4 protein-coding genes and 1 pseudogene are annotated in these 6,376 nt (G+C 56.6%); 4 read left to right on the top strand and 1 reads right to left on the bottom strand.

Translation table 11 applies throughout. From position 1 onward, the window contains the following. The first annotated feature begins 133 nt into the window (after nucleotides 1–133). From EYB42_RS17050 to EYB42_RS17040, 3 genes and pseudogenes are all read left to right on the top strand, one after another. Nucleotides 134–1,042, top strand: a complete 909-nt coding sequence (locus tag EYB42_RS17050) for a helicase-related protein (protein WP_205910014.1) — start codon at nucleotides 134–136, stop codon at nucleotides 1,040–1,042. 223 nt (nucleotides 1,043–1,265) lie between these two features. Beyond that, on the top strand, nucleotides 1,266–1,610 hold the full coding sequence (locus tag EYB42_RS17045; RefSeq protein WP_135451275.1) for a MerR family transcriptional regulator: 345 nt from the start codon (nucleotides 1,266–1,268) through the stop codon (nucleotides 1,608–1,610). A gap of 105 nt (nucleotides 1,611–1,715) precedes the next feature. Next, nucleotides 1,716–3,374: pseudogene (locus EYB42_RS17040) on the top strand (VIT domain-containing protein); the annotation flags it as partial. 461 nt (nucleotides 3,375–3,835) lie between these two features. Here the strand turns inward: EYB42_RS17040 and EYB42_RS17035 are convergent. Beyond that, nucleotides 3,836–4,923 (bottom strand): IS3 family transposase gene (locus tag EYB42_RS17035; RefSeq protein WP_135451273.1). Its coding sequence is split into 2 segments (ribosomal slippage): nucleotides 3,836–4,662 and nucleotides 4,662–4,923, totalling 1,089 coding nucleotides; the frame shifts between segments, so codons are not numbered across the junction. A gap of 112 nt (nucleotides 4,924–5,035) precedes the next feature. Between EYB42_RS17035 and EYB42_RS17030 the strand changes: the two genes are divergently transcribed. Continuing rightward, the gene (locus EYB42_RS17030; protein WP_135451272.1) at nucleotides 5,036–5,938 is read left to right on the top strand and encodes a hypothetical protein; all 903 of its coding nucleotides are present in this window, start codon (nucleotides 5,036–5,038) and stop codon (nucleotides 5,936–5,938) included. Nucleotides 5,939–6,376 lie beyond the last annotated feature (438 nt).

The raw sequence follows: 6,376 nt of genomic DNA, 5'->3' as shown, positions 1-6,376 counted from the left end.
CGCCAGCCTCCTGCTCCCGCAGGATCGCGATGATCTGCTCCTCGGTGAACTTCGATCTCTTCATGTCCGGTCCTCTCCTTGGGCCGGACTCTAGCATCAAGTGGACGAGTTATCGGGGGTCACAGCAAAGGCCGTGCATCTTTCCAACGTCTTGGGCGAACTGAAGGCTTCTGGCTACTCACAGGTGATGGTCTTCACGCAGTTTACAGACACCATGGACTATCTGCGAGACCAAGTCGTTGCTGCAGGGTATTCTGTGATGTGCTTCTCTGGTCGTGGCGGAGAAGTTCAAGGGTCCGATCGCGCCTGGAGCCTCATTTCAAGGGATGAGGTTAAGCGCAGGTTCAAGGAAGGCCGTGCGGAAATCCTTGTTTGCACTGACGCCGCGGCAGAGGGTCTGAACTTCCAGTTTTGCGGTGCGCTGATCAATTACGACATGCCGTGGAACCCGATGCGCGTGGAACAGAGAATCGGACGCATCGATCGGCTTGGGCAGCGGTTCACCGATATTCGGATCGTCAACCTGCACTACGAAGATACGGTTGAGGCTGACGTCTATCGCGCCTTGCGAAGCAGGATTTCCGTGTTCGAGAGTGTCGTTGGTGGTCTACAGCCGATCTTGACCAGATTGCCAAAGTTAATCGAAGAAACCGTACTTTCAAAGGCAACCAGTGATGATGCGCGTCGCGACGAAGCGCTGGGGCGGCTGGAGACTGAGCTTTCGTCAGGAGAGGGAACGTCAATCGACCTCGATGACTTCTCTGACGAAGAACTCACCTTCCCGCCACGCTTGGAGCCAGCCCTGAACTTGTCGGACCTGAAGGCTGTTCTTGATAGGCCCGCCTTACTTCCTCGTGGCACAGAGGCCGTGAAGCTGGACGCGAAGGACTACAGATTCACGGACGGTTTCTTGCCTCAAGCGGTGCGTGTGACCGTTGACCGAGAGTTTTATGAGCTTCACTCGGAAAGTGTCGAGCTTTGGACACCTGGCAGCCCAACGTTTCCCGATCTTGGTACCTATCGAAGAACTGTCCCTCGTTGATGCGCAGTATTTCGCGGCGATCCCGTGACGTGACACAGGCCTGACACAGGCGACGAACTCGACCGCATTGGGCCAAAGCAAAACCACATCAGCTGAGAGCCAGTCGATCGGTCAGTTGTGGGTCGACGGTGACGTTGATCTACAATGAACGTGACATTATTTTTGTCTCGTTCCTTGACGCCGCGATGATCGTGACATACTTCATGTCACGTTAGGGGGAGTGATGACGCTCGCAGAGCTGGCCGAACGCATCGGCACCGCACCACGTCAGATCCGGTTTCTCATCGCGGAGGGCATACTGCCCCCCGCCAACAAGACGGGACGTGCGGCAGATGCTTATGGCGAAGAACACCTGATCAAAGCCCAAAGATACCTCGCCCTTCACAGGATGGGGATGAAGCCGGCTTCTATCAAGGTGCTCATGGCTTTCGACGACGCGGTGCCGATTGTGCAATCCGGTGGTGTAGAACTGCGTGTGTCGCCTGACATCGCGCCCGATGCCATCGACGTTGACGCAGTCGTGGCCGACATTGCTGCTGCCTTACGGACCTATGTATCCAAGGGATGATCCATGGCGAACGCGATGATTTTCGGCCACCTTCTTGAAGACCTGAATGACGGCGTGACCGTGTTTCGGGAGGGGGTCGGGAAGCCGATGCCACTTTCCTCTACCGACATTGACATTGAAATCACAGCGGGCCTCGCCGTTGTCGTGACGACCCGCAAGTTTTCCAACTCAGAGGACGTTCCGATTGAAGCGATCCTGACCATGCCGGTGGGTTTCAATGCCGTAGTGACCGGTCTGTCTGCCATGATTGACGGACGAAGACTGCGGGCTGTGGCAAAGGCGAAGGACGCAGCTCGCGATCACTATGAAGCGGCCATCGACGAAGGAAAGATGGCAGTCCTGCATGAAGAGGTCCTACGCGGCATTCATGGTCTGTCGTTGGGCCAGCTTGCCCCCGGCAAGGAAGTGCAGGTCGAGCTGCGGATGGTGGTGCCGCTGGCAAACTCGGGGAATGGGCCTTTCTTGCGGCTGCCTATGACGGCGGGACAACTCTATGGTTCGTCTCCTCTCCTACCGGCTGATGACTTGGTCACAGATGCCCATGTCCGGCATGAGGCGACCCTGACCATTCGCACTGAAGACGGCGTCCCGGTTCTGGCAGGGAGGGGGCCGGTTAAAAAGGACGGGGCCATCAAGGTCGCTTTGGATCGTGCGGTTGAAATCATCGTCGAAGGTGGCCGCTTCGGCTCCGCAACTGGCCTTTCCGCAGATGGTTATCAGGTCCGGATCGACATGAGACCGCAACAGGCGTCGGAACGGAATCTGAAGCTTGCTGTCCTCGTTGACCGTTCGGGATCCACATCAAGCTCGGTTGGCAGCGGTACGGAAACCGTGCTCTCCGCTATGAGGAGTGGGCTGGCTCAAGCGCTCGCTGATATTCATGAAGACGACCACATAGCGCTTTGGCAGTTCAGTGACGACTGCCAGCGCCTCGGAACGGGTCGTGGAACAGAAGTTCTTCAGATCCTGAAGAAACTGAACCAGCCGGGAGGGGGGACACGTCTTGGTGCGGCGATCCGGAAAGTAGCCGCCAGCGGGATACAGGATATCTTAGTTCTGACAGACGGGCAAACGTGGGAAACGCTTCCAGAACTTGCTGCCGAGCTGGATATCCGCGTTAGCGCCGTCCTCGTTGGCAAGGCCAGCCTCGATGCCAATATCGGCCACCTCTGCGCATTGACGGGTGGTGAACTTTTCTATGTGCCGGAGGCAGAGGTCGGGCCAAGCGTTCGCCTCGCTCTGCAAAGTAAACAGACTTCGAGACCTGTTCACGACATCGAGCTCATGGATGGTCGACCCAGCTGTGCTAAGCGCAGCTTTGGTGGGATCGATGTTATCGCCACATGGGGCGATGCCATGGAGGTGACATTCGGGACAGATGTTGGCCGTTTCGCTGCCTGGCTGTGCCTTGGGAAAATGGGTGCAGAAGAAGCTCAGGCCCTTGCTTTACGAGAAGGCCTTTGCACTCAAGCAACTAGTCTCGTGCTTGTCGACGAGGCCGGTGAAGTCAGCAAAGGGCTGTCGGAGACCCGCAAGGTACCGCTGATGCAGGCATCGACCTATGCTTCAATAATGCCAATGGCAAGAATGGCGTATTCCGAAGCTCCACCTGTTCGCTTCATGCGGCGCGATACAACTCCTGGAAGTGAGGCGCCGTCGCAGGCCTTTAGCATTACAAGGGAACGCATTCGGCAGATTGAGGCGAAAGCGCTGGCCAAGCTGCATGCGGGCCAGACAAGGAAGCTCCGCTCGTTCCTCGACAAAGAGGACCAAGACGCAATCGCGACTAGCGCTTTCAACATGCAGAAACTCGAGGCAATCGCTGTAGGGATCGACTGGGAAACGCAAGCCAATCGCTTCCTGTCCGGAGACTTCGCACAGTTGCTCCCGGAGGAGGCCTCCATCCTCGTTGATTTGGAAGGCCATGCCGCAATCGCCAGACTTCTCGCGGGGGCTCCGTTAGCCCCTAGGTTAGTGCTGCTTGCGTGGCTCGCGAGGTGTTTCGTCACCCATTCACGCGCCGCCCAACGATTTGCTCAGAAAGTGTTCGGCCAGTTCGGTGGGCGGGATGTTTCGCAGGAAATTCTAAATCAAATCCGAAACTAATGAGTGGAGACAACTTTGATGATCAGAGCATTCACCTAGATGGAAGCACTGCTACGCAGCTAAGTGACATCACCTTCTTCGGTAATCCCCCCATTCTTAGCGGGGTGCATCCGTAGAATTCACGCGACCATCTTCAGTTTCTGGGCGGGTGTGATGCCGCCGATGCCCATGTTCGGGCGGTCGTTGTTGTAAGTCCAGAGCCATTGTGTGGCGAAGTCCTGGGCCTCCTCGAGGGTTTCGATGATGTATTGGTCGAGCCATTCATGCCTGACGGTGCGGTTGTAGCGCTCGATATACGCGTTCTGTTGAGGCTGGCCGGGCTGGATGTGCTGGATGGCGATCTTGCGCTTCTCAGCCCATTCCAGCAGCTTGCCGCTGATGTATTCCGGGCCGTTGTCGACCCTTATGGTGCCGGGTTTGCCGCGCCATTCGATGATCCGGTCCAAGCTGCGAATGACCCGTTCTGTGGGCAGCGAGAAATCAACCTCGATGCCCAGCCCTTCGCGGTTGAAATCATCCAGCACGTTCAGCAGCCGGAACTGGCGGCCATCACCCAGCCGGTCTGCCATGAAGTCCATGGACCAGGTCATGTTCGGCGCGTCCGGCACCGCCAGGGCATCGGGCTTCTCGCGCTTCAGCCGCTTGCGGGGCTTGATCCGCAGGTTCAGTTCCAGCGCGCAATAGATGCGGTAGACGCGCTTGTGGTTCCAAGGATGACCCTTCACGTTGCGCAAATGCAGGAAACACAGACCGAAGCCCCAGGTCTTGCGGGCCTCGGTCAGCCCGACCAGCAGATCGGCGATCTCCTCGTTCTCGGCCTTTAACTTCGGACCATAGCGATAGCAGGTCTCGCTGACACCGAAAGCCCGGCAGGCCAGTGCAATGCTGACCTGGTGGCGCGCCACCGCTTTCTCGGCCATCTCTCGGCGTTGAGATGGCCGCGTCACTTTTTTCCCAGAGCCTCCTTCAGCAGATCGGCCTGCATGCTCAGGTCCGCATACATCCGCTTCAGCCGCCGGTTCTCGTCCTCGATGGCCTTCATCTGGCTGATCAGGGACGCATCCATGCCGCCATACTTCGCCCGCCATTTGTAAAACGACGCGCTGCTCATGCCATGCGCCCGGCACAGCTCGGCCACCGGCATCCCGCCTTCGGCCTGCCGCAGGATCGCAAGGATCTGAGCCTCAGTGTATCTGCTTGTCTTCATTCAGAATCTCCTCATTCATCTTGGCGAGAAAATTCTACTAATGCAGCCCCTTACTTTCGGGGGGGATTACCACTAGGTTTATCAAAGCGCAGGGCGGCGGAGGGGTGTGAACATGGGTATGGTGATCTCCTTGAACGATCAGCTCGATCGTGTCCGGAAATTTATCGAAGCTGAACTCTTCTCTTCCGCCTTGTCGATAATTGACGGTTTGTTGCGGTCCTTTAAGGAGCTGCCCAACAGCACCGATAATTTATTCCAAATTCGACTTGCTCTTCTCGAATGCGCGCCCGGAGTTTGGAATGAAATGTATAGTGCCCGCTTCGCGGTGAACGAGTACAGTTTTGACTTCATGAGCGAAATGCAGGCTCTCGAAAACTCCTTCATTTCGAGGGGGGCGCGATCCACGGCGTTCAAGATGTGGGTGGATGTGTCGTTTTTTCTGCAGGGTAGACTGGCCTGTGATGCGGTCATTGAAGCGCTACAGCTAGCTCCAAAAGATTTGGACGAAGAGCAAGTGGAAAGCCTTTCCTCGACCTATACAGAGGGCTTCTGGGCCGCTTCCCAGCACATTTCGGATCAGCAGAGCTTCAGGCTGATGTGCAAGCAATACTTGGAGGTAAAGAAGCTACTTGATGGTCTTGGTGCGGACATCAGCTTGGGAGACCTCATTGAGTGGATTGAAGAGTTTGATGGCTATGGCGAGTTCTTGATAGAAATGGTGGAAACGATCTACAGAGAATTTGAGGACGCAGACGGAAGCTTTGACCACGATATTGGTGTCGCCAACTACGAACTTGGAAAGTTCGACGCTGCGGTTGCAACATTTGCGCGAATGGTTGTCCGAGAAGACGAAAAGAATGATGCTGTAATTTGGTTGGCTCGGAGTTATATCAAAGCAGGTGTTCCGAGCATCGGGCGCTGTCTCTTGAACGAGGTTCTGCGCACTTCGGATGCGGCGAGCAGCGAATTCGAACAAGCTTCAAAAGCTCTGGATGAATTGGTCACTCCCACCTGAACTGTGAGAGAGTCGCGGGTTCTCTTGTGGCAGACTCGCCGGAGCCATTCTCGTCGTGCAGATAGGCGGCTCATATTTCCTGGCTAGTTCGGCAACGTCGCGTGTCGCAGGATCGATCTGGCTCGGCGCTGACTTCCCTGGATTGGCAACACGCAGAACTGCGACGGACGCGCCGTTTGTCCGACAGCAGCACGGGAGAGAGTTCGGTATCGGTGACACTCCCTCCGCCACCTGCTCCCGCGAAAGCGTTCTCCCGATCCGGCTGCGGCCGGATTTTTCCGTTGTTTTCGGGGGTTATGCGGGGCTCTGTTTGACGTTGCCCCCTCCGCCTAATCCAGTTTGAGGTAGACTCTGGCCCAACCGAGAGGACCAGAGATGAAGCGCAGCAGGTTCACCGAAGACCAGATCATCGGCATTCTGAAAGAGCACGAGGCAGGG

This window comes from Tabrizicola caldifontis (assembly GCF_004762095.1).
Lineage (GTDB): Bacteria > Pseudomonadota > Alphaproteobacteria > Rhodobacterales > Rhodobacteraceae > Tabrizicola > Tabrizicola caldifontis.
Note: the sequence above shows the minus strand (reverse complement) of the source record. Positions and strands in the feature narration are given on the sequence as shown.